This is a genomic window from Neobacillus sp. BF23-41, from assembly GCF_041106275.1.
In genome coordinates, this window is record NZ_JBGBPR010000019.1 from 32,695 (window position 1) to 59,013 (window position 26,319).

At 37.3% G+C, this 26,319-nt stretch carries 22 protein-coding genes; 18 read left to right on the forward strand and 4 right to left on the reverse strand.

Annotated elements, in window-relative coordinates:
- Window positions 1–405: 405 nt before the first annotated feature.
- Complete coding sequence (locus AB7942_RS22550; protein WP_369448590.1) at window positions 406–1,587, reverse strand: ROK family transcriptional regulator; 1,182 nt, start codon at window positions 1,585–1,587, stop codon at window positions 406–408.
- Window positions 1,588–1,821: 234 nt separating this feature from the next.
- Between AB7942_RS22550 and AB7942_RS22555 the strand changes: the two genes are divergently transcribed.
- The 8 genes from AB7942_RS22555 to tkt all read left to right on the forward strand — a co-directional run bounded on the left by AB7942_RS22555 (window position 1,822) and on the right by tkt (window position 10,722).
- Window positions 1,822–3,090, forward strand: coding sequence for a nickel pincer cofactor-dependent isomerase, group 22 (locus AB7942_RS22555; RefSeq protein WP_369448591.1), 1,269 nt, complete (start codon window positions 1,822–1,824; stop codon window positions 3,088–3,090).
- A gap of 22 nt (window positions 3,091–3,112) precedes the next feature.
- A complete protein-coding gene (locus AB7942_RS22560; protein WP_088085909.1) occupies window positions 3,113–3,883 on the forward strand; it encodes an SDR family oxidoreductase in 771 nt (256 codons plus the stop codon).
- Window positions 3,884–3,972: 89 nt separating this feature from the next.
- Window positions 3,973–4,776: an ATP-dependent sacrificial sulfur transferase LarE gene (gene larE / locus AB7942_RS22565; protein WP_369448592.1), complete on the forward strand. Its 804-nt coding sequence runs from the start codon at window positions 3,973–3,975 to the stop codon at window positions 4,774–4,776.
- A gap of 151 nt (window positions 4,777–4,927) precedes the next feature.
- The gene (locus tag AB7942_RS22570) at window positions 4,928–6,400 is read left to right on the forward strand and encodes a gluconokinase (RefSeq protein WP_369448593.1); all 1,473 of its coding nucleotides are present in this window, start codon (window positions 4,928–4,930) and stop codon (window positions 6,398–6,400) included.
- 24 nt (window positions 6,401–6,424) lie between these two features.
- On the forward strand, window positions 6,425–7,183 hold the full coding sequence (larB, locus tag AB7942_RS22575; protein ID WP_369448594.1) for a nickel pincer cofactor biosynthesis protein LarB: 759 nt from the start codon (window positions 6,425–6,427) through the stop codon (window positions 7,181–7,183).
- A complete protein-coding gene (gene larC / locus AB7942_RS22580) occupies window positions 7,180–8,121 on the forward strand; it encodes a nickel pincer cofactor biosynthesis protein LarC (RefSeq protein ID WP_369448595.1) in 942 nt (313 codons plus the stop codon). Before larB ends, larC begins: the two co-directional genes overlap by 4 nt.
- Window positions 8,122–8,167: 46 nt before the next feature.
- On the forward strand, window positions 8,168–8,644 hold the full coding sequence (larC2, locus tag AB7942_RS22585; protein WP_369448596.1) for a nickel pincer cofactor biosynthesis protein LarC2: 477 nt from the start codon (window positions 8,168–8,170) through the stop codon (window positions 8,642–8,644).
- A gap of 65 nt (window positions 8,645–8,709) precedes the next feature.
- Window positions 8,710–10,722 carry a transketolase gene (gene tkt, locus AB7942_RS22590; protein WP_369448597.1) on the forward strand — a complete coding sequence of 671 codons (2,013 nt, stop codon included), beginning with the start codon at window positions 8,710–8,712 and terminating at the stop codon, window positions 10,720–10,722.
- 91 nt (window positions 10,723–10,813) lie between these two features.
- On the opposite strand, the gene AB7942_RS22595 is transcribed toward tkt, so the two are convergent.
- The 3 genes from AB7942_RS22595 to AB7942_RS22605 all read right to left on the reverse strand — a co-directional run bounded on the left by AB7942_RS22595 (window position 10,814) and on the right by AB7942_RS22605 (window position 15,624).
- Complete coding sequence (locus tag AB7942_RS22595; RefSeq protein WP_369448598.1) at window positions 10,814–12,094, reverse strand: ArsB/NhaD family transporter; 1,281 nt, start codon at window positions 12,092–12,094, stop codon at window positions 10,814–10,816.
- Between the two features lie 156 nt (window positions 12,095–12,250).
- On the reverse strand, window positions 12,251–13,357 hold the full coding sequence (locus AB7942_RS22600) for a metallophosphoesterase (RefSeq protein WP_369448599.1): 1,107 nt from the start codon (window positions 13,355–13,357) through the stop codon (window positions 12,251–12,253).
- 92 nt (window positions 13,358–13,449) lie between these two features.
- Entirely contained in the window at window positions 13,450–15,624 is a 2,175-nt protein-coding gene (locus tag AB7942_RS22605) for an MMPL family transporter (RefSeq protein WP_369448600.1), read from the reverse strand.
- A gap of 283 nt (window positions 15,625–15,907) precedes the next feature.
- On the opposite strand from AB7942_RS22605, the gene AB7942_RS22610 reads away from it, so the two are divergent.
- The 10 genes from AB7942_RS22610 (at window position 15,908) to AB7942_RS22655 (ending at window position 26,302) form a co-directional block, all read left to right on the forward strand.
- Entirely contained in the window at window positions 15,908–16,849 is a 942-nt protein-coding gene (locus tag AB7942_RS22610) for a DNA-binding transcriptional repressor DeoR (RefSeq protein WP_215003866.1), read from the forward strand.
- 130 nt (window positions 16,850–16,979) lie between these two features.
- Window positions 16,980–17,654, forward strand: coding sequence for a deoxyribose-phosphate aldolase (gene deoC, locus AB7942_RS22615; RefSeq protein WP_088085921.1), 675 nt, complete (start codon window positions 16,980–16,982; stop codon window positions 17,652–17,654).
- A 24-nt stretch (window positions 17,655–17,678) separates the two neighbouring features.
- Window positions 17,679–17,849: a DUF1427 family protein gene (locus tag AB7942_RS22620; protein WP_088085922.1), complete on the forward strand. Its 171-nt coding sequence runs from the start codon at window positions 17,679–17,681 to the stop codon at window positions 17,847–17,849.
- Between the two features lie 25 nt (window positions 17,850–17,874).
- Window positions 17,875–18,273, forward strand: coding sequence for a cytidine deaminase (locus AB7942_RS22625; protein ID WP_369448626.1), 399 nt, complete (start codon window positions 17,875–17,877; stop codon window positions 18,271–18,273).
- Between the two features lie 321 nt (window positions 18,274–18,594).
- Window positions 18,595–19,107 carry a DUF3189 family protein gene (locus tag AB7942_RS22630; protein WP_088085923.1) on the forward strand — a complete coding sequence of 171 codons (513 nt, stop codon included), beginning with the start codon at window positions 18,595–18,597 and terminating at the stop codon, window positions 19,105–19,107.
- Window positions 19,108–19,120: 13 nt separating this feature from the next.
- Window positions 19,121–19,924, forward strand: a complete 804-nt coding sequence (gene proC / locus AB7942_RS22635; protein ID WP_335399036.1) for a pyrroline-5-carboxylate reductase — start codon at window positions 19,121–19,123, stop codon at window positions 19,922–19,924.
- Window positions 19,925–20,170: 246 nt separating this feature from the next.
- Window positions 20,171–20,593, forward strand: a complete 423-nt coding sequence (locus AB7942_RS22640) for a response regulator (RefSeq protein WP_369448601.1) — start codon at window positions 20,171–20,173, stop codon at window positions 20,591–20,593.
- A gap of 1 nt (window position 20,594) precedes the next feature.
- The gene (locus tag AB7942_RS22645) at window positions 20,595–21,632 is read left to right on the forward strand and encodes a HEAT repeat domain-containing protein (protein WP_369448602.1); all 1,038 of its coding nucleotides are present in this window, start codon (window positions 20,595–20,597) and stop codon (window positions 21,630–21,632) included.
- Window positions 21,633–21,635: 3 nt separating this feature from the next.
- Window positions 21,636–23,048 carry a glycosyltransferase family 2 protein gene (locus tag AB7942_RS22650; RefSeq protein ID WP_369448603.1) on the forward strand — a complete coding sequence of 471 codons (1,413 nt, stop codon included), beginning with the start codon at window positions 21,636–21,638 and terminating at the stop codon, window positions 23,046–23,048.
- Window positions 23,045–26,302: a hypothetical protein gene (locus AB7942_RS22655; protein ID WP_369448604.1), complete on the forward strand. Its 3,258-nt coding sequence runs from the start codon at window positions 23,045–23,047 to the stop codon at window positions 26,300–26,302. Before AB7942_RS22650 ends, AB7942_RS22655 begins: the two co-directional genes overlap by 4 nt.
- Window positions 26,303–26,319 lie beyond the last annotated feature (17 nt).

Genomic DNA, 26,319 nt, shown 5'->3' on the forward strand with positions numbered 1-26,319 from the left:
TTGATTGGAGCGAAGCACCTGGAGCGGAAATCAACAGCCAAGTTTAACAAAGTCAAAAAAAAACCAATTCACATTTTATTTAAGTGAATTGGTTCTGACTGGTTCAGATAGATGAAATGGAATGTATTCAGCATTTTTTTCAATTTGTTTAACTACTAAACTAATTAAATATTTCATTACAATTCCTCCTAGTAATTTGATACTCTTATTATCATTTATTATCAAAATTTAAACAATCTCACTGAAAACGGAAACAAACACGATGAAAACGGGAACATTGGTTATGAAAGTGTTAACATCAACCTTTTTCTTATAATTACGCCGATTTTCTCGCTATTTCATTCATTCCAAATGAAAAAGAAAAAGCCCTCTAGAATGAAGGCTGATAGTTACTTTTTGGTTATTCTATTTATCGAGAAAGCTTTCCTCACACAAAGTTAAACAAAGCTCTGATACCCCTAAAAAGTTTTGAATGGTCAAAGCACAGGCACCCATGATACACGCCCTTTTGCCAAATTCTGAGATCAACAATTCCGAATAATGGCTAATTGAAGAAGAGAGATGGGCTTTAAGTTCTTCAGCTGCATTAGGATATAAACGAAGGATTTCACTATTTACCACTAAGATTTCAGGATTATAAAGGTTAATTAAATTATTTAATCCAATAGATAGGTACATAATAAATCGATCTATCTCTTTGAGGAAAACAGGGTCATGTTCATTGATCCGATTTTGAAAATCTTCAAGGTTGAAAGCTAGTTCTTTTTGATTTTCAGCAAATTGGGTAATAAAACTCAATTCGGAAGCGTATTGTTCCCAGCATCCCAAATTTCCGCAACGGCAGGGGAGTCCATTTGGAACGACAATCATATGCCCAATCTCACCAGCGTAACCGTGGAATCCTTTGAATAATCCACCATTGATAATAAATCCAAGACCAATTCCGGAATACAAACTGACAGATAATAAGTTGTTACTCTGGTGGTGCTTATACACCTTTTCCGCAATGGAGCATAAGTTGGCATTATTTTCGATATAAACATTGACTCCTATTTCATTTTCTAAGTCTTTTTTTAAGGTTTTGTTTCGCCAACCGTGTTGAGGGACAAAATCAATCATTTCATCTTTATTCACAATTCCATGTATTCCAATGGTAATTCCAACAAGACCGTAACGAGTATGGGCAAATTTAAATTTATAACAAGTAATCTGTTCTATTAATAACTTAAGAATGACATCATAATCAGATACTTGAAGTTCAATTATATCGGTCTGAACGGAAGTACCGATTAAATCCGATATGGTAAAAGTAATGGAATTTTTATCTAGGTCGATTCCCAGGGCAAAACCTGCCTCTCTGTTAACTGAGAGCATGATTGGCCTTCTCCCCAAACTTTTGTGTTCCTGTTGTGTCTCAATAATTAATTCTTTGTCCAATAAATCTGATACCTGTACAGAGATCGTTGCTTTATTTAATCCTGTAATTTTTGAAAGCTCCGCTCTAGATATCAATTTATGCTCAATAATTTTACTTAAGATTAAAGACTTGTTCATCTTTTTGATAAATGCTGCATCTCCTGTGAGCATAAAGAACCTCCTTGCTATTTTTAAAAGGAAATAACTTATAAATATTGACGTAATTTAGCCATAATGATATTATACAAGTAATTAGTTTGTTTGGTAAACAAATTAATGAATAATACTTTTTTTTAGTTTCTTTTGTAAGGGATTACAGGGGGATTTCATTATAGCCTCATCAATACATGGAATGTAATAGAATGAGGAAAACTTTAATAGGTAAAAAAAAGGAGTGATACAAACATGGGTATCCTACAAGAATTATTAAAAGATATTCCAGTTCCTAAAATGGCAAAGGTAAAAGTTCACTTTGATAACACAAAGATTGATGACCTTGGTACTACGCTGAAGGAACAATTACAGCATGTACATATTCAGAAAAAAGTCCAGCCTGGGATGGAAATTGCGGTTGCTGTTGGCAGCCGCGGACTTGATCGCCTCGTTGAAATTACTGCAGTAACAGTCAAGTTTCTTAAAGATTTAGGAGCAAAACCATTCATTGTACCGAGTATGGGGAGTCACGGGGGGGCGACTGCAGAGGGTCAACGCGAAGTTTTAGCGCACCTTGGTGTAAACGAAGAAAGTGTCGGTTGCGAGATTCGATCTTCAATGGATGTAGTAAAGATTAGTGAGCTGCCGAATGGATTACCAGTTTATGTGGATAAATTTGCTTCAGAAGCGGACGGAATCGTTGTTATTAATCGTGTGAAACCACACACAGCTTTTCGTGGACAAGTGGAAAGTGGAATTATGAAGATGATTAGCATTGGATTAGGAAAGCAAAAAGGGGCAGAAGCCTGTCATCAAATGGGATTTAAATATATGGCAGAAAATGTACCAGCCATGGCAAAGATCATCATGGAAGAGACCCCCATACTTTTCGGAGTTGCAACAGTTGAAAATGCATTTGATAAAGTTGCAATTATTGATGTACTTACTCCAGAAGAGATTATTAATAGAGAACATGAACTTCAAAAACAAGCAAAAGAGTTATTACCAAAGCTTTTCTTTGATCAATTGGATGTCCTTGTAATTGATGAAATCGGTAAAAATATTAGTGGGGATGGTATGGATCCGAATATTACGGGACGTTATCCAACACCGTATGCATCTGGTGGACCTGAGGTTAACAAAATGGTGGTGCTCGATGTAACACATCAATCAGAGGGTAATGCCAACGGCGTAGGAACGGCTGATTTTACGACACAACGGCTAATAGACAAGATGGACAAAGAAGGAACTTATGCAAATGGTTTAACTTCAACCGTTGTTGCACCTACAAAAATTGCTACGACATTACCAAACGATAAACAAGCGATCCAAGCGGCTATTAAAACATGTAATATTTTAGATTTTAGAAACGTCAAATTAGTCCGCATTAAAAATACATTAGTGTTAAGTGAAATTGAAGTGTCTGAGCCTTTACTTGAATATGTAAAACAGCATCCAAATATGGAACTAAGTTCAGATCTTTATGATATTCCTTTTAATGAAAATGGAAATTTATTTTAATAGAACAAAGGGGAGAAGAATGATGTCAAATTTATTTGATTTAAGTGGAAAAGTTGCAGTCGCAATTGGTGGAAATGGTGTATTGGGTTCAGCGATGGCAAAAGGCTTGGCTTCTCAAGGGGCAAAAGTTGCGATTGTAGGACGTAATCTTGAAAAAGCAGAGGAAGTTGTCAAGGAAATTGAAGAGAACGGCGGGGAAGCAAAGGCATTTTCTGCAGATGTTAGTTCAAAGGATTCTTTAATTACCGTTGCGAATGAAATTGAACAATGGTCCGGCGGCTGGGACATTCTTTTAAATGCACCAGGTACAAATAGTGCTACACCATTTTTTGAACTTGGTATGGACGAATGGGACAAAATTATGGATATAAATTTAAAAGGAATTGTGTTAACCTGCCAGATTTTTGCGAAGAAAATGATTGAGCAGGATAGAAAAGGAAGCATTATTAATATCTCATCCGTTTCTTCAACAACACCACTTTCAAGAGTGTTTACCTATTCCGTATCAAAAGCAGGCCTTAACAGCGTTACACAGTTTTTAGCTCGTGAATTTGCTCCAAATGGGATTCGTGTCAATGCAATTATTCCAGGATTTTTCCCTGCTGAACAAAACCGAAAAATTTTAGACAAAGAACGCATTGAATCAATCATGCGACATACCCCAATGAATCGTTTTGGTGAGGCGGAAGAGTTACAAGGTGCTACTGTTTGGCTTGCTTCTGAGAAAGCGTCAAGTTTCGTAACAGGAACCCTCGTTCGGGTTGATGGCGGCTTTGGCAGCATGACTATATAATCCAAGGTACACATAAATCTACAGCTCAATAAATAAATTAACAATGGCTGACTTTATATTAGATGAGGGATAGGGGGGAGAAAAGGACCATGCTAACAGAGAAATACGAAAAATTAACGTCTATTCTCCGAGAAATGGAATCCGTGGTTGTAGCATTTTCAGGAGGAGTGGACAGTACATTTCTATTAAAGGCTGCTGTGAACGCATTAGGTGCTGAACATGTTCTCGCCATTACAGCAGACTCTGAAAGCTACCCTTCTAGTGAGCTTGAAGAGGCAATAGTACTTGCAAATCAAATTGGTGTCAGGCACCAAGTGATTGAAACATCTGAACTCGCAATCCCAGGATACGCGGAAAACAATAAAAATCGATGCTATTTTTGTAAAAGCAGTTTATTTGATCACATAATTCCAGTTATGGAAGAAAAGGGCTTTCAAAATGTAGTTTATGGAGTCATTGCTGATGATATGAATGAATTTCGACCAGGTATGCAAGCCGCTAAAGAAAAGGGGATACGCGGTCCTCTCCTAGAAGCTAATCTGTTTAAACAGGAGATCAGAGAACTCTCCCGGGAATTTAGTTTGCCGACATGGGATAAACCATCTTTAGCTTGTCTTTCTTCAAGAATTGCCTACGGTGAATATATTACAAAAGAAAAGCTGACGAAGGTTGAAAAAGCCGAAGCTTATTTAAAATCATTTGATATCCATCAGGTACGGGTCCGAACACATCAGGATATTGCAAGGATCGAAGTAGAACCTAATGATATGAAGGCGATTCTTGAAAATCATGACTCGATCGTGAAAGCACTTCAAGGGTATGGTTACAAATATATCACCTTAGATTTAATAGGATATCAGAGTGGAAGCATGAATAAGGTGTTATCTGAATAGCTTACTGCTCCGCTATTTGTCTTAGGAATGTACATTAAAAAAATGGCTTTGGATCGTCCAAAGCCTCTTATTTTAACATAATATAAATAGCAATAAAGGAACATTATAAACTTCAATATTACTTATTGTTATGTGAAAAGGAAGAGGAAGCATGTCAAGAGAAGTTGTAATTGGACTTGATATCGGAACTACAAGTGTTAAAGCATGCGTATTTGACTTACAAGGTAAATTAATCGCAGAAGCCGAGAGAATGAACACATTCAATTATCCACAGCAAGGATGGGTGGAACAAGACCCCATTGAGATTGAACAATCAGCTGTAAAAGCAATCAAAGAGGCGATCCAAAAAGCTGGTATTGAGAAAAATGAATTAATTTCAATCGGGATTTCAGCTGCAATGCATTCCCTGATTTGTGTAGATGAGAATGGCTGTCCAATATCTCCGGCCTTAATTTGGGCTGATGGAAGAAGTTATCTACAAGCAGAATCAGTGATAGAAACAATGGGTAACGAGGTTTATTCAAACACAGGAACACCGGTTCATCCAATGACACCATTCGTTAAGTTGTTATGGATGAAAGAAACAAAATATGAACCCTACCTCCAGGCAAAGTACTTTATGTCGATTAAAGAGTATTTACTACAATGCTGGTTTAATCAGCGGGTTATTGATTATTCGATGGCATCTGCGACAGGTTTATTTAACCCTGCCACACATACTTGGAATCAAAAATTATTATCTCTAACGGATATTCATGATGGTCAGCTTTCAAGAATTGTCTCTCCAACTGAGATATTAACAGGGATTAATCCACAAATTGCCGAAGAAATGGGAATTGACCCGGAACTTCCTTTTGTGATTGGTGCTGCCGATGGCCAATTGGCTAACTTGGGAATTGGAGCGATTCTCCCTGGTGAAGTTGCCGTTTCAGTTGGAACTAGCGGGGCCATCAGACAAATCACAAAAGGCGTTAAGATAAGTGAAAATCAAGAAACCTTTTGTTATTCCTTTACTGAAGATTTTTCTATCATTGGAGGTCCAACAAATAATGGCGGGATTGCCTTACAATGGTTAAAAGACCTTTTGAACGACCAAAGAGACTTCTCCGAATTCCTTGCCGATGCAGAAAAGGTTCCGCTTGGCGCAGACGGAATCATCTTTCACCCTTATTTAAATGGCGAAAGAGCGCCGATTTGGAATCAACGGGCAAAAGGGAATTTCTTTGGATTATCTGTAACTCATAAAAGAGAACATTTTATCCGAGCTGTTCTAGAAGGAATCACTTTTAACCTCTTTCAAATTGGCAAGGCATTAGAGAGGTTAGCTGGGAAACATCAAAAGATATATGCTAACGGTGGTTTATCCAGATCTCCATTGTGGCTGCAAATGATGGCAGATGTATTCGATGCGGAAATTTATGTGCCGGAGAGCTATCACAGTGCAGCATGGGGAGCAGCTTGGACAGCTTTAGTGGCAACTGGTAAAGTCAATTCATTTGAAGAGATTAAAAAGAATATTCCAATGGGTAAAGCAATCGTTCCTATTAAGGAAAATAGTGAAAAATATAGAATTATATATGAGAACTATGAAAAATTGGCAAGTGGAATGACAAAACATTTTTGAAGTGAATATTAAGGGGGAGAACGAATGCTTGAAGAAATTTTAGAGCAGGTTCAAAGAGGTACCCTAAGTGTTAAAGAAGCTAAAGAGCAATTAGCAACATTTGAAAATTTGGGATTTGCTAAAATTGACCATCATCGTAAGAAACGTCAAGGTTTCCCAGAGGTCGTGTACGGTGAAGGGAAGACGACTGAACAAATCGTTTCAATTATTCAAGTGTTACGAGCTCGAAACAACCAAGTGCTCGTCACTCGAATTTCCAAAGAAAAGGCAGATATTGTCCAACGTTCTTGCCCTGATTTTATCTACAAAGAAGAAGCACAAATTCTTTTTTGGAAAGAGGACTATGCGAGTGAGGGGGATCCACAAGGGTATATTGCTGTGATTTGTGCAGGAACCTCGGATTTAAGGGTTGCAGAAGAAGCTGCAGTGACGGCTGAAGTATTAGGAAGCAAGGTCCATCGTATCTATGATGTGGGTGTTGCTGGAATTCATCGCCTGTTAAGCCATGCTGAGGAAATTCAAAATGCCACGGTTTCAGTTGTAGTTGCAGGTATGGAAGGGGCACTTCCAAGCGTAGTAGGCGGACTTGTATCACATCCTGTAATTGCAGTCCCAACAAGTATTGGGTATGGGGCAAACTTTAATGGACTATCTGCCTTATTAACCATGTTAAATTCATGTGCATCCGGGATTAGTGTCGTGAATATTGATAATGGGTTTGGCGGGGGATATAACGCAGTATTAATTGATCAACTTGCACAAAAAGGGGCCAGAAAAAATTGAAAACACTTTATTTTGATTGTTTTTCAGGTATCAGCGGAGATATGGTCATTGGAGCCCTTATCGATGCCGGAGCAGATCCCAATCGGTTAGTAGAAGAATTAAAAAAACTTCATATTGATGATGAATATAAGTTGAAATGGACAAAGCTAGTTAAGAATGGGATTACAAGTACCAAATTTGACGTGGTGCTATTGAATAATGTTCAGGACCATACACACGACCATGATCACGAGCACCATCATGAACATGACCATGAGCACGGTCATGAGCACGGTCATGAGCACCATCATGAACATGAACATGAGCACGATCATGAGCACGATCATGACCATGATCATGACCACAATCATGACCACAATCATGACCATGACCATAATCATAATCACCATCATCACAGTCATAGCCACGAACATGAGCACCATCATCATGAGCACCGTGCATATAAGGATATTGTTGGATTAATTGAGAGTGCTGGTTTTGCTGAGCCAGTGAAAGAAATGGCTTTAAAAATTTTTAAAAGAATCGGTGAAGCAGAAGGACATATCCATGGAATTCCACTAGAGAAGGTCCATTTTCATGAAGTAGGGGCAGTAGATTCGATTATTGACATTATAGGAGCTGCTATCTTAATTCATCAATTAGAAATAGACGTAATCAAGTCATCACCCATCCCAGTAGGAACTGGACGTATCCATATTGACCATGGTATTTATCCTGTCCCTGCACCGGCTACTCTTGAAATTTTGAAAGGTGTACCAATTGAACAATCGGACATTCGTTTCGAGCTCACTACTCCAACGGGGGCAGCGATTGTCGCTGTACTGGCAGAAGAATTTTGCCCCATACCATCCATGAAGGTTACATCCATTGGTTATGGTGCTGGAACGAAGACCTTTATAAACCATCCCAATGTGCTCCGTGTCATCATTGGGGAATAGAAATATAGCTCTTAAATCCTTTTTATGAAAGAAAGGAAATGATTCAATGGTCTCTCATCTTCCTCCCAGTAATGAGCATCTTGATGATCAGATGGTCAAAATGGAAGTTAATCTCGATGATATTCCTGGAGAATGGCTTGGCTATGTGATGGACTTGCTGTTTGAAGCTGGCGCTAATGATGTCTTCTATACCCCGATTTATATGAAAAAAAATAGACCAGGCGTATTGCTTCAATTGCTTTGCTCGATGAAACATATAAATACAATGAAGGAAATTCTTTTTAAGGAAACCACCACACTAGGAATACGCTATTATCCGTTAACAGTACACCGGTTAGAAAGAATGTTTAGGAAGGTTACAACTGAGTGGGGTGCAGTGACAGTAAAAGAAGGAATTTATGAAGGACATGTTGTGCAAAGAGCTCCGGAGTTTGAGGAATGCAAAAGCATTGCACAACTACATAACATTCCCTTGAAAAAGGTTTACGAAATGGTTTGGAAGGCTTTGGGTAATGAAAACTAAGCCTTTCAAACTGCTCTATAACAAGGTTGGTATTCAATATTAATAGATTTGGAGTGTAATAGCACATGACAACATTACTTAATGAAACAAAACTTGATCAATTAGCTATAAATACGATTCGTATCTTATCGATTGATGGGATCGAAAAGGCTAACTCTGGTCATCCTGGCATGCCAATGGGGTCAGCCCCAATGGCTTACACGCTTTGGGCAAAAGAAATGAATCATAACCCAGTGAATCCTAAATGGTTTAACAGAGACAGATTTGTATTATCAGCAGGTCATGGATCAATGCTTCTATATAGTTTATTACATTTATTCGGTTACGACGTAACCATTGACGATTTGAAAAACTTCCGTCAATGGGGAAGCAGAACTCCTGGTCACCCTGAATTTGGTCATACTCCTGGGATAGAAGCAACTACAGGGCCATTAGGACAAGGGGTTGCTATGGCTGTGGGGATGGCAATGGCGGAAAGACATCTTGCAGCTACATACAATCAAGAGGGATATGACATCGTTAATCATTATACTTATGGTATTTGTGGAGATGGTGATTTAATGGAAGGTGTATCTGCTGAAGCAGCATCTCTGGCAGGCCATCTTAAACTTGGAAGACTAATTGTTATGTATGATTCAAATGACATTTCATTAGATGGAGATTTGCATTTATCTTTCTCTGAAAGTGTGGAGGATAGATTTAAAGCCTATGGATGGCAAGTGATTCGTGTAGAAGATGGAAATGATACTGATGCTATTCAAAAAGCATTACAAGAAGCAAAAACAGAGTTGAATCGCCCTACTTTAATTGAGGTTAAAACCGTGATCGGCTATGGTTCTCCAAATAAAGCTGGTAAGTCTGCTTCCCATGGGTCTCCACTTGGGAAAGAAGAAATTAAGTTAACAAAAGCTGTATATAATTGGGAAAATGAAGAGCCATTTTTCGTTCCCGAAGAAGTAAAAGAGCATTTCAAGCAATTTACATTAGATGGCCAACTCAAAGAAAATGCATGGAATGAATTATATGCGAGTTATAAGAAGGACTACGCAGAGCTCGCTAAGCAATTTGAAGCGGCGATCATTGGAGAGCTTCCGACAAATTGGGAAGAAGCCTTACCTGTTTTTACAGAAGGAGAAAAAATCGCAACTCGCGTATCATCGGGGAAAACACTGAATGCGGCAGCCAATGTTGTCCCACATTTTATCGGGGGGTCTGCAGATTTAGCAGGATCGAACAAAACACTTATTACATCAGAAAAAAATTACTATATTGATAGCTATGCAGGTCGCAATATTTGGTTCGGAGTTCGTGAATTCGCAATGGGTGCAGCACTAAATGGGATGGCTCTTCATGGCGGCGTTAAAGTATTTGGTTCTACTTTCTTCGTATTCTCTGATTACTTACGTCCAGCAATTCGTCTAGCTGCCTTAATGAAGCTTCCTGTTACTTATGTGTTTACACATGATAGCATCGCTGTAGGTGAAGACGGACCTACACATGAACCAGTTGAACAGCTAGCAGCATTACGTGCAATGCCGGGAATTTCCATTCTTCGCCCCGCGGATGCGAAGGAGACTGTTGCCGCTTGGAGATTAGCAATGGAAAGCACAGATACGCCAACGGCCCTTGTTTTAACACGTCAAGACTTACCGACATTAGCGCTTTCACAACAAACGGTTTATGAAGGTGTTAAAAAAGGTGCATATGTTGTTTCAGAAGCAAACGGCAATGCTAACGGTTTATTGCTTGCAACAGGATCCGAAGTGGCCTTAGCGATCGCAGCTCAAAAAGAGCTTGAAAGTGAAGGGATTTTTGTATCAGTTGTAAGTATGCCAAGCTGGGATCGTTTTGAGAAACAATCGCTTGAATATAAAGAATCAATCCTTCCTAAAAATATTAAAGCACGTCTTGCTATTGAAATGGGTTCGTCAATAGGATGGAGAGAATATATTGGGGACAATGGCAGCGTCATTGCCATCAATCAGTTCGGGGCATCTGCGCCTGAAAGTATATTACTTGAGAAGTATGGTTTCACAGTTGAAAATGTCGTTAAATGCTTTAAGGGGCTTAAAAATTAAGATATTAAACGATAATAGAAATGGCTGCCAGATTGATGGCAGCCATTTTTTAGATCCATTTAATCTCTTTCACTATTTGTTGTCTAAACAACTAAATTAAATATCTTAGATAAATGTAAACCGTACAGATTATGATCGATAAAATCATTAATGGGAAGGCAATTAACAAGAATTTACCAAAAGTAATCGGATGCCCTTCCTTCGCTGCTAGCCCGGCAACAATCACATTGGCACTTGCACCAATTAATGTACCATTTCCGCCAAGACATGCCCCTAACGATAGACTCCACCAAAGTGGCTCTAAATTATTTATTCCTAGTTCTCCCATATCTTTAATCATAGGAATCATTGTAGCGACAAACGGGATATTATCAATAAAGGCAGATGCGATGGCGCTTACCCAGAGAATTAATATCGATGTAGAAGTAACATCACCCCCTGTAAGGTGTACAGAATAATCTGCTAATAACGAAATCACCCCTGTTTCTATCAAACCTGATATCAATACGAACAGTCCGATAAAAAAGAAAATGGTTGTCCATTCAACTTTTGAAAATGCTTTATCTAAATATTTTTCCCCTGTTAAGAGAAGAAGCAGAAAGGCACCGGCCAACGCGACAGTGGCTGATTCAATGTGAAGCAGTTGATGCAGGAAGAATCCCAAAATCGTCAGCAAAAGGGCAATTAATGATTTGATTAATAACCTTTTATCCGTTATTTCTTCCTTTTCATCCAGGTCCATAAGATTAGCTTTTAATTCTTCTGATGTCCTAAGCTGTTTCCGATAAATGAATGCTAATATTCCAATATTAACGAATAGGATAAAGAATGATATGGCTGTAAGATTATTAATAAATGCCATAAAGGTAAGTTCCTTCACGGCGCTGCCTAGCATAATATTCGGAGGGTCACCAATCAGTGTGGATGTTCCTCCAATATTTGATGCGATAATTTCGGTAATTAAAAAGGGAATCGGATTTACTCGAAGCTGTCTTGTGATACTGAATGTAACTGGAACCATTAAGAGTACCGTTGTCACATTATCTAAAAACGCTGAACCCAATGCAGTTATGGTACCGAGCGCCAGCAAGATTTTTATAGGATCCCCTTTCACTTTTTTAGCAGCCCAAATAGCTATGTATTTGAACAGACCAGTCTCAGAAGTTATAGCAACTATGATCATCATACCGGTTAGCAATCCGAGTGTATTAAAATCGATATGATGAAGTGCCTTTTCCTGCCCAACAATTCCTAGTAATACCATCATAATTCCGCCGGTCATGGCAATGATCGTGCGATGGATCTTTTCTGTGACAATAAAGGCATATGTAATTAAAAATACACCAATTGCGATTAGTGCTTGTGTTGACATGTAGCGACCTCTTCTCCCAAATATTTTATCTAATACAATAGTAAAAAATGACAAAAAGGAGCCTGTTTGACAGACTCCCCCAATAAAAACACCAAATATATATTCTACATTATTTTATAAAATTATCCTTTGGATGTAAAGAAAATCTTATAACTATTAAAGCCCCAATTTTTTAATAAAATCTACCGTTTCCTGATGCTCAGGTTTAACCAACTTATATAGTCCTTTATCCTTCCTTACAAGAGGATTTCCTGACTCATCAGCAATGGGTCTTGTTAAAGATGTCCCTTTTACTACCCTCCACGTACCGTTGCTTTTTTGGATTCTGAGATCAATAATCCCAAGTCGGCTTCCAAAAGCCCCAGCCATTACAACAGGCTTTCCATTTATTTGCCCCATTTTTATGTTGGTATGAGGAGAATTTTTATAAACAGGTCCTGGGAAGACGCTATGTGAATGTCCAGCTAACACGGCATCAATTCCAGGGATTTTTGTTAAATAATAGACAGCATTTTCTGATTCAGCATTATATGGCTCGTAGCTGATTCCTGTATGGGCAAGGGCGACAATGATATCCGCTCCTTTAGACTTCATGATCGGTATAAATTCTTTCGCTGAATCAACAATCGGTTTTGCAGTAATCTTCCCTTCAAGATTCGCCTTATCCCATTTCATGATTTGTGTTGGCATAAATGAGATGACCCCAATCTTTAGTTCATGTTTTCTTCCTGTTTGGTCAACCACATCCCTTTTTAAAATAACATAGGGGGTAAAATAGGGTTTATTCTTTTTAACAGAGAAAACATTTGCATTGATGACTGGCATCTTGGCACCCTTTATGGCGGCATTTAAGAAATCTAGTCCATAATTAAATTCGTGATTACCAATGGCAACCGCATCATAGTCCAAAAAATTAAAGGCACGATAAACTGGATGTATTTTTCCCCTATGAATTCCCCGAATTCTAGCTAAATACTCTCCAAGAGGATTTCCCTTAAGGTGATCTCCATCATCAAACAATAAAGAATTTTGGACTTCCTTCCTTGCAGTACGGATAAGTGTTGCAGTCTTTACAAGTCCAATTCGGTTGTCTGCTTTTGTTTGATAATAATCATAATTGATTAAAGATGCATGCAAATCGGTTGTTTCTAGGATACGTAAATCAACTACTCCTTGTTGATTTGGCGTACTCTCTGCAATAGACAAAAAGGAAGTTTGCGAAAGACATAAAAGAAAAAGGATAAGAAGAGTTTTTTTATGCAAATAGAATACCTCCTTCAGAATCTGGCTTTAAAGGTATTCTTAGTATTCATACTTCTAATTGAATTATGATTCTTTTTGACAATCAAGTGAAATTAGGCTGGCTTTTTACTTGATCTATGTAGTCTTTTATTTTTTTTGCCAAAAAACCACCAGTTCCAATCGCCAAGCAGCTTCATCAAGGCTGGCACCAAGACCATCCTCACAATCGTCGCATCAATGAAAATTGCTATGGCAATTCCCACCCCTAATTGCTTAACTGGCATAACCCCAGTAAAAGCAAACGCACCAGTAACGACAATCATAATGGCAGCGGCTGAGGTAATAATTTTACTGGTATAAGTCAAACCAGAAATTGTAGCCTCACTATTATCACCTGTTTTTAAATAGAATTCCTGTATTCTCGAGATGAGAAATACTTCGTAATCCATTGAAAGACCAAAAACAAGTGTAAAAACAAACACAGGTAAAATTAAGGCAATATCAACAGGTGTGATTCCTAAATGACCTTTCTGGAAAATCCAGACAACAATTCCGAAGGTGCAGCCCAGGCTTAACACATTCATTAGGATGGCTTTCAATGGAATAAGAATCGAGCGGAAAGCTGCCATTAATATTACAAACGTAGAAATGACAATCAATAAGAATCCGTAGGGAGCTTTTTGGAATATTTCCGAAAAAATTTCTTGCTCAAATTTTATGGGTCCGCCAAATGAAGCTTTTAAGCCTAAATCTTTATTAGACCAATCAGCTACCCATTGTCTTGCTTTAGAAGAATGTTCGCCTGTTTTTAAATACACCTCGATAAGCATTTTATTATCTCTAATATAGTAATCAAAAATAGGAGCCATCTTGGCATTTTTTCCAATGGTGAGGACTTGATAAAGTTGGTCCACATCCTGTAATCCTGTGGCGGAAAAGGGTGAGTTTATAGAATTTACGAGCCTGTCGTTATCAAGTTTTTTTATCACTTCACTTACTTTTTCAAGATTGTTTTTTTCAAGAATGCTGCCTTTTGTTTCTAGTACCATCGTCACTTTTTTCTCATCGCGCTGTTCTTTTGCTACGAAGTGATCCTTAAATACTTCCAAGGCAGTTCGTGAAGGGTAATTTGGCGGCAGAGATTCAGTACCAGGAATTGCTAAAACCATTTGTTTAAGAGGTATCAATCCTGCCAAAAGAATAACAAGGGCTGTAACTGTCATAAGAATAGGGCGCCTCATCACAATCTTAGCAAATCGGTACCATATGCTTGTTTGCTCGTCTGCCAAGGGCAGTATACTTAATCTGTTGATCTTGGTTCCCAATATGGCAAGCAATGCAGGAAGAAAGGTTAATGCACAAACGGCAGAAATTAACACTACGGTCATCCCGCCTAGCGCAACATTTTGAAAAATATCAATTTTGATAAACCAAAGAGCTGATAAGCCAATAAAAACACAAAGGCCTGAAAAGATGATGGATCGTCCCGCGGTTGATACTGTTATTTCAAGTGCAGACTGAATGGATTTGGTTTTTAGTTCTTCTTTATATCGATTGATAAACAATAAAGCAAAATCAATACTTAGTGCCAACCCGATCATTGGAACAATATTTAATATAAAAATGGTTAAATCAGCACCATAACTAAAAAAGTAAACGGTTCCCATTGTACATAATATCGAAACAACACCGATTACAATCGGGAGAGAGGCAGCAACAAGACCTCCGAACGCTAGGATAAGAACGATTAAGGCAATCGGCAAACCGATCATTTCCGCTTTTGCTAAATCTTCCTGACTCGCAGTATTTAGGTCTTGAACAATAATTGGTTCACCAGTCATTGTGACCTTTAAGCCCTTTTTATTTTCAAGTACATCTTTTAATTGGTTAATTTCTTTTCCAAGACTCTCCGCCTTCTTGTTAAAAGTAAGAAGTCCATAGGCATAATTATCCTTTACCATCCCGTCCTGCTCGAATGGAAGAATCATTTGTTGCCTATCATGAATAGCCGTTATTTTATCAAATATGTCTTGAATGAACTTCCTGAAATTCTCATCACTAACCGATTTATCTTTTTCGAACACAAGGATAATGGAGGATTTAGAATGTCCAAATTCTTGTTCGAGGAGCTTACGTGTTTGATTGTATTCGCCTTTATACTCAAAACCATTTCCGCTAAGAACTGTCGGTAATTTTAATGCAAAAAATCCTAATAACAGGATCACAAAAATCCAAAACACGAGTACCCATTTACGTTTTTTGTATATATATCCCCCTAATTTCTGCAAAGTATCGCCTCCTCGGAAGGAATCATTTTCCTTATTCAGTATATAGAAGAACTGAAGATTAGCGGATGACTTTTTCGTGTCTTTTTCAATTTTCAATAAACCAGATAAATATCTTAATAAATGTTCCCCATAATAGATGATGAAAATTCACCGTCCTAATAAAGCCCATCTTTAAATATATTGAAATTAAATTCAAAATGTTGTTTACAAATGTAAACTATAAATGAAATCATTTGTTTTTTTTGTTACAATTAAGAAAATATTAAAACATAGGGTGATAGCAGTGGATCGTGAAAAATTAGCGAAAGTCATTGAAGCAGCAAAGTTATATTATCTATTGGATTATAATCAAAATGAAATTGCCAAGAAGCTCGGAGTTTCCCGCCCTACTGTATCCCGTCTATTACAGCAGGCGAAAAGTGATGGTATTGTCCAAATCAATATTTTGGATCCTACTGAAGATGTTGAGAATCTTGCGATGCAGCTTGAACAAAAGTTCAATCTTAAAAAGGCGGTTGTCGCTTCGATTCCACAATATGAAGATCACATTATAAAGAATTATCTAGGTGAAAAAGCTGCCGTTTATCTTGATGAAATTGTCAAGGACGACGACATAATTGGGGTGACTTGGGGAACAACTTTATACCATGTTGCGGTTGAACTCAAGCAGAAATTTGTAAAAGGGGTAAAGGTTGTTCAATTAAAGGGCGGTGTTAGCCACGCTGAAACAAATACGTATGCATCGGAGATTTTATATCTTTTTGGCAAGGCCTTTCATACAACCCCCCATAATCTACCGCTTCCTGCAATTGTCGATCATGTCGTTGTAAAACAGGCAATGGAGGCTGATCGTCATATTCGAAAAATCCTCGAGCTAGGAAGTCAGGCCAATATTGCTCTCTTTACGATTGGTCCAATTAAAACCGACTCTTTATTATTTCAGCTAGGTTATTTTACAGAAAGTGACTTGAAGTCTCTTTATGGAAAGGCAGTCGGTGATATTTGCTCGCGTTTTTTTGATGAATCTGGAGAAGTATGCAACGAGAGCCTAAATGAAAGGACACTGGGAGTAAATCTTAATGAATTAAAGAAAAAGGACCATTCCATTCTTGTAGCCGGAGGTCCGAATAAAATTGAGGGAATTTACGGAGCATTAAAAGGCGGGTACGCCAATGTGCTCGTTACGGATCAATATACAGCACAATTCTTGCTTGATAAGAATTAAAAAAAATTAATATTTACATTTGTTCATAAATGTATTTACAAATGTTCAGTGTGTTTGATATAGTTACATTGTGATAAATGCCATTAAAATCTTTATATAAATTTACAGGAAACAGGGAGGAAGATTGGTTATGACTCAAAATGTTGTTAGGATGATTGATCATACATTATTAAAAGCAGATGCAACAAAAGAAGAAATTGGAAAATTAGTTGAAGAAGCGAAAAAATATTTATTTGCATCGGTGTGTGTAAATCCTACTTGGGTAAATTTTGCAGCTAAAATGCTTGCAGATACCCCAGAAGTGAAAGTATGTACAGTCATTGGTTTCCCGCTTGGGGCAACTACATCAGAAACAAAAGCATTTGAAACAAAAAATGCCATTGATAACGGTGCAAATGAGATAGATATGGTGATTAACGTCGCTGCGCTTAAAGATAAGCAGGATGATTTGGTTGAAAGAGATATCGCTGCAGTTGTGGGTGCTGCAAAGGGAAAAGCATTGGTAAAGGTAATCATCGAAACTTGCTTGTTAACAAAAGAAGAAAAAATAAGAGCATGTGAAATTTCTGTAAAAGCTGGGGCAGACTATGTAAAAACTTCTACTGGTTTTTCAACAGGCGGTGCAACAGTCGAGGATATTCGCTTAATGCGCCAAACAGTCGGACCTGAAATTGGCGTAAAGGCATCTGGTGGGGTTCGCAGTCGTGAAGATGCAATTGCAATGGTAGAAGCTGGAGCAACTCGCATTGGTGCAAGTTCTGGTGTTTCAATCAGTAAAGGTGAGCAATCTTTAAGCAATTACTAAAAAAACTATTGTGAGGTTTATTTGATGAGAGACGTAATAATGGCATTAATTGCCGGATTAATAGTTGGTATGTTGTTTAAATTTTTAAAGCTTCCGTTACCTGCACCTCCAGTATTTTCGGCTGTCGTTGGCGTTTTCGGGGTGTACTTTGGCGGCGTCCTGCTTGAATGGATTACAAAAATTGTTCAGCATTAAATTTCCTTGGCGGAGTGTGAACATGATGGAAAAAAACGACTTAATCGTTGAAGCGAAAAAAGCGAGAGAGTTTGCTTATGCACCATATTCAAAATTCAAAGTTGGTGCAGCCCTATTATCAAAGGATGGTCAAGTTTATCATGGTTGTAACATTGAAAATGCATCATACAGCATGACGAACTGTGCTGAACGAACGGCTTTGTTTAAGGCGTACTCTGAGGGTGTAAAACAATTTGATTCGCTCGTTGTTGTGGCGGATACTGAAGGGCCAGTTTCACCTTGTGGGGCTTGCCGTCAGGTGATTTCAGAACTTTGTGATGCAGAAATGGAAGTAGTGCTAACAAACTTAAAGGGTGATATTTTAAAACTCAAAGTAAAAGACTTACTTCCAGGAGCTTTTTCACCTAAAGATTTAAATAAATAAGTAAAAGAAGTTTATCCTGTGTGATAAACTTCTCAGGCTGTCGAAAAACTTTCGATAGCCTTTTATTTTATTCTCTTTCGTTAAAATTAATTCAAAGAGTTAAATTGTTAAAAATTATTAATATATAGGATTTTCAACAGGCTAGGTAGCAGGGAAAATCAATTAATAAAAATCGGGATTTTGGATCAGATAAAATGAAAAATTGCCGAGAAAATGAACCTTTCTCCACAATCTGAGAAGTTTATCCTTTTGTGACTGTAACAAGAATTGGCAGTTGCATTATTGTGCATAATATACATAGTAAAAATAAAGGATGATACCATGATTTATATCTATAATGATTTTGGTGGGACACATACAACTTCTTTAGCTGCAGCCTATCACTTAAAACATTTACCACAATCTGAACGGAAACTTACGAAAGAAGAAATATTAAATGTGAAATATTTTAATAAATTAACAAAAGCCGATTTTGGGAAAATTATTTTCCATGGGATCGATGAAGATGGACATTCTGTATACACTATCGGACGGAAAAGGAACAAATATGTGGTTCCTGCATTAAAAGAAATGTGTTTATTGCTGCAAGAGAAATTTAAATTTGATGAGAAAATTGTCTTCTCCAATACTTCACCAACGGTGCCTTTTGCAATGTCTATGGGGGGATTTTTCTCTAGAGGTTTAAAAATTGATTTTATCGGTGTGCCGTTATTAGTTATTGGTGCAAAACAATGTTGTGATAATATATATAGGTTGGTTGAAAATACAAAAGAAATAGGGAGAACTACATACGCAGAGAATATAATCGTACTGGAGAATGAAATGTATAAATAGGTGGGGAGTTAACATGAAGAAAAAAATAGGTTTTATTGGAGCTGGAAAAATGGCTCAGGCTATGATGGGGGGAATTGTAAATTCACAAATGATTCCAAAAGAAAACATCATGGCTAGTGCGAATACAGAAAAAACGATTGAAATAATTGAACGAGCATACGGTATTATTACTTCATTAAATAATAGGGACGTTGCTAGGTTTGCAGACGTACTCATACTTGCAGTTAAACCTGATCTCTATGACACTGTCATAAAAGAAATAAAAAATGATATAAAGCAATCTGTAATCATTGTAACGATTGCAGCCGGAATTACATTAATAGATATTGAACAGTCGTTTGGATTCCAAGTAAAGGTTGTTCGAACAATGCCCAATACTCCTTCTGTGGTCGGAGAAGGAATGAGTGCAATTTGTGCAAATGAATATCTCTCCGAAAACGAGATAAATGAGATAGAGAGTGTGTTCCACACCTTTAGTAAAACCGAACGTCTAGATGAAAAACTAATGGATGCCGTACCTGCAATCAGTGGTTCCTCACCAGCTTATGTTTATATGCTAATAGAAGCTATGGCAGATGGAGGAGTAAGGCAGGGAATACCTAGGGATCAGGCTTATCGACTAGCTGCTCAAGCCGTACTGGGTGCAGCAAAAATGGTTCTTGAGACTGGAAAACATCCTGGTGAACTTAAGGATAATGTATGTACCCCAGGCGGTGCAACGATTGAAGCAGTTGTTACCCTTGAGGAAAAGCAATTTAGAGGATCGATATTGGCAGCAATGGACAACTGCACAAATAAAGTAAAAAATCTTATATAAGCAGCAATCTCGGGATCCAATTTGATGGATCCCTTTTTTCTACTTTCAAAATTGGGGAAATTCGACAAAAATTATTATTTTTCGACACTTTCTGTATTTTACGCGTGACACATGGTTTTATTAATAAAAAAATTTAAATACATTCAAACTGTTAGGAAAAAAGGGAATAGTAAAAGCAATGAATCAAATACCGAGAAGGTCTGTTCATCATAAGTGAATGATTTTCAATCAGGGAGTAGATCGTTGATGGGCTTAATTAATGAAATTACGAAAAAAACCTTGTTCATTTCGGTTATTGATGACGATGCGATTATTCGAACAATACTAATGAGAATACTTAAGGTAATGGATTTTAATCATTACGAACTGAACCTTGAGGCATTTGAAAATGGTCTTCAATTTTTTGAATCCAAGCGCTTAGAGGAAAAAGGAGATCATTTTTTAATACTAGATGGTGTCATGCCTGTCATGGATGGAATCGAAATCCTCCAGAAAGTAAAAAAAATAGAAAATAGAAGAATTATTCATGTCCTTATGTTGACAGGGAGAAAAAGTGAAACGGACATTGAACGTGCATTAAAGCTTGGAGCAGATGATTATATGACCAAACCTTTTAGTATTAAAGAACTTCAATCTAGGATAGAACGGTTAATCAAAGGGATGAAATAAAATGCTGAGAAATGAGTTGTTTTTCCTAACAATTCTAACTATAACCATTTTAGGGTTATTAATGGTTTTACTAATATACTTAACGATAAGAAAAGCAATAGTTAGTAAAAACAGAAAGGCGATTGAACAATATATAGAAAATTATCAATCCATCCTTTTTACGATGCTTATGGAGGGAGGATATTCTAGGGGAATGAATCCTAAATCAGTTCTTGAACGGAAAGCCACCGAAAAACTTCTAAGCATGTATAGTAAAGTTTTAGAGGGTGAGGATGAAAAGAAACGTTTATCAGAATTAGCATCCATGTATTTAGCAGAGTATTATCATAAGCAGCTTAAAAGCAAAAAGTGGAGTCAACGGATGAATACCCTCTATCATATTGAGGATTTCAAACTAAGCCTACTTATCGATGATATACATAAGCTATCCCAGAAAAAACGAATTTCCCATGAAGAACTTATTCATACCTTGAGAATTCTAGCTTTATTCCAATATGAAAATTTATTTGAAATGCTGACAATCCACTACAATTCTTTATCTGAATTCGAGTATCGTAATATCTTAATACGCCTCGAGCAACAACAATTTGAACAGTTTATTCTACATTTTCATAAAAGCAGCCCACCATTACAAAAAGCAATTCTTGATGTAATTTCGATGAAAAAGGAGATTAAATATTTATCTTTTCTTGAAAATATTTTTTGCAACTATAAAGGGGAAATCAAGCTGAGAGCCTTAAAGGCATTATCGGAAATTGGTTATGTAAAAAATCCAGATCCCTATTTAGAACTTCTATATTCCACCAAGTGGGAAGAAAGAATGGTAGCCGCTAAACTTGTGGGTTCATTAAAAGAAGTAAAAGGTATATCGAGATTGATTGAACTTTTACATGATCAAACATGGTGGGTTCGATCGCAGGCCGGCCAATCAATCTGTCAATTTCCAAATGGGCACGAGATTTTGCGGGAAGTATTTGAAACATCAAAGGATGCATTTGCCAAGGACATGGCCTGGGAATGGCTTCATAAAGGGGTATAAATAATGATAATTTTGCATTGGGGAGATGTTGTAACTGTTTTTGCTTGGTTTATAGCAGTTTATATGGTAGTTGTCATTTCTTTCTACTCCGTTATTTTGGTTATTTCCTTTTTTCAGCTTCGGAAGGAATACCAACTAGACAGAGTTCAAGCTTATGAAGATTACTCGGATGAATTTTATACCAAACCTGTTTCAATTATCGTACCTGCTTATAATGAAGAAGCAGGTATTGTTCAGAGTGTACGCTCATTATTAAGTGTTAATTATCCTACATTTGAAGTGGTTGTGGTAAATGATGGGTCAACTGACCATACACTTGAAAAAGTGATTGAACACTATGGTATGAAGGAAATAAAAAAAGTGGTTAGAAAACAGGTGGAAACAAAACCAATTGGCAAAATTTATCAGTCAGACATTTTATCAAATTTGTTTCTTATTGACAAGGAAAACGGGGGAAAAGCGGATGCGCTTAATGTCGGTCTTAACTTTTCCCATTACCCTTATTTTTGCTCTTTAGATGGCGACTCAGTTCTTGAGCCAGATGCCTTTTTAAAAGTGATGAAGCCTATAATAGATTCAAATGAAGAAGTTGTTGCCTCAGGTGGGAGTGTTCGAATCGCGAATGGCTGCCAAATCATTAACGGACATATTCAAAAAATTGAGTTATCCAATAAACCATTGGTCGTAATGCAAATTATCGAATATTTACGAGCTTTTTTGATGGGGAGAATTGGCTTAAGCCGTCACAATCTTTTATTAATCATTTCTGGGGCGTTTGGTGTTTTTTCCAAGCACTGGGTGATTGCTGCAGGTGGTTATAAAACAGATACGGTTGGGGAAGATATGGAATTAGTCGTGAGAATCCATAGACTCTTAAAAGAAAAAAATACAAAGAAAAAGATTGTGTATGTTCCTGACCCTGTATGTTGGACTGAGGTTCCTGAAGACATTACATTCTTACGCAAGCAGAGGAGACGCTGGCATAGAGGGCTGTTTGAAAGTTTATGGACTCATAGAAAGATAACATTTAATCCAAAATACGGGTCGATTGGACTTATATCTTTTCCATACTTCTGGATTGTTGAATTTTTGGGTCCCGTTATTGAATTATTAGGATATTTCTTTATGATCCTTTGTTTATTTTTGGGCGGTATCTATGTTGAATTTTCTATTTTGTTGTTCCTTCTTTCCTGTTTATATGGGTCTATTTTTTCAATGACCGCTGTTCTTTTGGAAGAATGGAGCTTAACAAGGTATCCAAAAGTAACAGATATCATCAAGCTGTTTTTATACTCTTTAACTGAAACTATATGGTACAGGCCTATGACTGTACTCTGGCGATGTGAGGGAATATGTCAAATGATAATCGGGGATAGAAGTTGGGGAGAAATGAAGAGAAAAGGTGTTTCCGAATGAAAAAACCCATCAATTTAATCATTTATACAATTCTTTTTTTTATTATTTTGACATGTCCTTTTTGGTTATGGCAAATTCAGCCTGTTAAAAAATTAAACGTGTTAATTGTCGATAAGACCGTGCCAAATCCTTCCTACAGAGAACATAAGGGACTTGTTTGGATATTAAACAATGCTAAATATTATAAAAATGGAAAAAGACCATATTCGGTGATCGATGACTATAAGGGGTTTGAACCAAAAGAAGGACAGAAATATACGATTGCATCCCTGCCTAAGGACTTGAAAAAATATGATGTTGTCTATTTAACAGACCAATACGGGGTTTATAAAGAAGAGTTTTTGGGACAGAATCTGTCGGGAAAAAGGTCTGAAAAAATATACGGAGGACTTAAATCAAGCGAAGTCAATCTAATTGAAAAAGCACTTATCCAGTCAAAAGGAAAAACATTAATAGCTGAATTTAATACCTTTGCGAGCCCTACATCAGAAACCGCCAAAGCTGAGATTTCTAATTTACTAAATGTAGAATGGTCTGGCTGGATTGGACGATTTTTTTCGGACCTTAAAAGTATGGAAGTACCTGAATGGGTAAAGGGGAATTATGAGAAACAAAACAAGAAATGGTCCTTTACTGGTGAGGGATTCGTTTTTGTCAGTAAAAATAATTTTGTAGTTGTAATAGGGAAAAAGGATGTTCATGATGAGGGGCTTCTTTTTCAATTAACAGATAAAGGAAAGAAACATTTTACACGCGATATTCATGGGAAGTATACCTATTGGTTCGATATTATAGAAGCTAAAGATAAGGATGAAATATTAGCAGCTTATCAGCTGCCAATATCAAAGCAAGCAAAGGAAACGCTAAAAGAATATGGGATCCCAACCCATTTTCCTGCAGTTATTTATCACGAAAATGCTAAGTATTCCTCCTATTATTTCTCAGGAGATTATGCAGACGAATCCGAAGTTCCTGAAATTTACCAAACAAAGGGCTTGGATATATGGAAAAGGAATGTTGGAGCAACCGAGTCTTTTTATTGGGAATCATACGTTCCAATGATGAAGGACATCTTAGAAAATGGCTTGCACCACATAGCGAATCAAGAAAAAGTAGAAGTGACAGACCGTGATGGAATAAAGTCAAATAGCCAAACAGGAGATTCCTATATACAGGTTCAAAAGAATGGGAAATGGGAGAATCTGTTAATCAAGGGCGTGAACATGGGGATTGGAAAGCCAGGATATTTTCCTGGGGAGACGGCAATTACCAAGGAAGAATACTTCCGATGGTTTAAAGAAATTGGCGAAATGAATGCCAATGCCATCAGAATTTATACGCTTCACCCGCCACAATTTTATGAAGCCTTTTATGAATATAACCAAATTGCTAAAAAGCCGCTCTTTCTATTTCATGGTACCTGGGTTAATGAGGAAAATCTCATCCAAACCCAAGACGCCTTTGCCAAAGTTAATCTAGAGGATGCGAAGCTGGAAATTAAAAATATGATTGATATTATCCATGGAAAGGCTAAGCTTCCTGAGCGGTCTGGTCATGCTTCTGGTGTTTATAAATATGACATTTCAAAATATGTCCTCGGAATAATTGTCGGCACAGAATGGGATCCTGCGATGGTTATGAACACAAATGAAAAGCATTCAGCTATCGGTCAATATAAAGGGGATTACTTTAAAACGGAAAAGGCAAATCCCTTTGAAGTCTGGCTGGCTGGTTTAATGGACTATGCTGCTGAATATGAAGCCGATAAATACATGTGGCAGCATTCGATGAGTTTTACTAACTGGTTAACTACAGATATGTTAAAGCATCCTGCTGAACCGCTTGAGAATGAGGACATGGTATCGGTTAATCCCAATCATATTAAAGCATCCAAGTTGTTTTCTTCAGGTTTATTTGCATCCTACCATATATACCCATACTATCCTGACTTTCTAAACTTTGAAGAGTCGTACCTTAACTATGTTGATAAGACTGGGAAGAAAAACAATTATGCCGGCTATCTGAATGAACTGCGTGCTGCCCATCAAATGCCAGTACTTGTAGCTGAATTTGGTGTGCCGGCTTCTAGAGGCTTAACCCATAAGAACGCTTATGGGATGAACCAAGGGTTTCATTCGGAAGAGGAACAAGGGAATATTAATAAGTATCTATATCAATCGATTGTTTCAGAAGGATATATGGGTGGGCTTGTCTTCGCATGGCAGGATGAATGGTTTAAACGGACTTGGAACACTATGGATTTTGATAACCCAGACCGAAGGCCATACTGGAATAACATGCAAACAAATGAACAGCATTTTGGTTTAAATGGTTTTGAACCAGGAAAAAAGGAACAAGAAATCATTGTTGACGGTGTCTCAAAGGATTGGGACTTAGCTGGAGTTAGGAATAGTTATCTTACAAAAGATAAGAAAGACACTTTAAAGGAAGTTCGGTTTTCTTCGGATAATGGGTATTTATATTTTCTTCTAAAATATAATCGTCCCGTTGATTTTGGTAACCAAGGAACTTTTCTATTACTTGATACCATCAATAAGCAAGGGCAAACTAATATATCATTAGCAGGTAAGAGTTTTATAAAAACAGACTATGGAATTGATTTTTTAATAAAGCTTACAGGAACTAATAATTCAAGAATATTGGTTGATAGTTATTATGATACATACTATTATCAGTATGCTCATCTGTTGAAGTTGATTGACGAGCAATCATATGTAAACAAGAAGAATAATGGAGTGTTTCATCCCATTAGACTTGCCCTTAATAAGGAATTAACGATACCGACAACAAAGACAATCATTCCTTTTGAGGGATACGAAACTGGAAAACTGAAGTTTGGGAATGCGAATCCCAAAAATAAAGAATTCGACTCGTTAACCGATGTAAGTATTAGTAAGGATAAGAAGGTTTTCGAAGGAAGGATTCCATGGCAGCTATTAAATGTGAAGGACCCTAGTTTAAGAGAAGTAATGGGAAATGTGTGGGAAAGTGGCTTATCAAGCAGCATTGAAACAAGCGGAATTAGGGTGGCTATTGTGACCACTGAGAATGGAAAGGTCCAGCAGACATTCCCTAAAATAACTAATAATCAGCTGCATCAAACTGATTCATTTTTCTACAGTTGGAAAAAGTGGGGGGAGCCAGCCTTTTATGAACGGTTGAAAAAATCCTATGAAATCATGAAAGAGGCCTTTCGAACGACGGAACTTAAGGATGGTAAGAATACAAATTAAAACGCTGGCAAAGAGCC